This window comes from Shewanella sp. SM32, from assembly GCF_025654235.1.
In the GTDB taxonomy this organism is placed as follows: Bacteria; Pseudomonadota; Gammaproteobacteria; order Enterobacterales; family Shewanellaceae; genus Shewanella; species Shewanella oncorhynchi.
Genome location: NZ_JAKKRO010000148.1, coordinates 1 through 1378, shown reverse-complemented (window position 1 = coordinate 1378; position 1378 = coordinate 1). Strand labels below are relative to the sequence as shown.

The 1378-nt window shown below is 45.0% G+C and carries 1 protein-coding gene; it reads right to left on the bottom strand.

What is annotated here, in order from left to right; all coding sequences use genetic code 11:
• Nucleotides 1–268: 268 nt before the first annotated feature.
• The gene (locus L5M10_RS23815) at nucleotides 269–1285 is read right to left on the bottom strand and encodes an IS110 family transposase (RefSeq protein ID WP_106649633.1); all 1017 of its coding nucleotides are present in this window, start codon (nucleotides 1283–1285) and stop codon (nucleotides 269–271) included.
• Between the last annotated feature and the right edge of the window lie 93 nt (nucleotides 1286–1378).

Genomic DNA, 1378 nt, shown 5'->3' with positions numbered 1-1378 from the left:
CATATATGGACCCATCCGGTTTGCAAGACATTCGATATCAATTTTGAGAAGAGTTCATTGCACCCATATATTCGGCCTGTTATTGAGGTATGCCTCTGGCCCTGATGGATATCTGCTTCTACTGTCCTTATCATCCTTGCGGCTTCATTATGAGCCTATGGCGAGCTAAGGTTTTTAGTAGATCAGTCTGACTGTCTCATCATCAATTCAAGTGTCTTAGCAACTTGCTGGTTGGTTAATTATTAACGTTTATTGAATCTATTCAGCACTATACTGGAAGTCGATATTCTTCGTCATGCGCCGCGATAACCCATGCCATTCTCGCGAGTTTATTGGCGACGGCTACACAGGCTCGGTTAAAACCTCGGCGCTCTGCTAACTGGATTGCCCAGCAACTAAACTTATCTTGCTTATTCTGGCTGTGTTGCAACACCGCTCTGGCGCCGTGGATGAACAGGGTGCGTAAATACGCATTTCCCCGCTTGCTTATTCCAAGAAGGTTATCTTTACCTCCACTGCTGTGTTGTTTGGGAACCAAGCCACACCAAGCTGAAAAGTGTCTGCCATTACTGAAATCTTTACCATCACCTGCGGCGGCATAAAAGGCGGTAGCGGTGACTGGACCAATGCCAGGGATAGTCTCTAAACGCTGGCAAATCACATTGTTTTTAGTTTCTGTGAGCACTTGTGCATCACAACTCTTAAGCCGTTTTTCTATATCACTAAATTCTTCATATAACTGATAAAAAATGGCCCGACCTTTAGTGGTCAGTGTATTGGCTTCATCCGCTAAAATATCTGGGAACTGTACTTTAAAAGCCGATTTACTTTTGGTCATCACAATGCCGTATTCTGCTAGCATCCCTCTGACTTGATTGATTAAGGCGGTTGATTGTTTAGTTAATCGTTCCCGCATACGGTGGAGCAGTTGCACATCTTGCTGCTCGACGCTTTTGGGTTTTACAAACCGCATGTTGGGCCGCTGCGCAGCCTCGGCAATGGCTAGCGCATCGTTGTAGTCATTTTTATTACCTTGCCGAAAAGGTACTACAAATTGAGGAGCAATTAACTTGACGCTGTGGCCCAACAGCTCAAATTCTCTGGCCCAATAATTTGCCCCACCACAGGCTTCCATCACAATCAGACACGGCTCAATTTGAGCAAGAAAGGGAAGTAAGTCCTTGCGTCTAAGCATTTTCTTTTTGATTAACTTACCCGCTTTATCGACGCCAACAGCATGAAAAACAGACTTTGCGATATCTAAACCGATTGTAGTAATCTTCATAGGTGGACCCGTCCTCTTTCTGATGAGTTTTAGCGACTACATCGTGGCCCATTGCGAGGCCGATTAAAAGTGGATGGGTCCATTCCATTATCC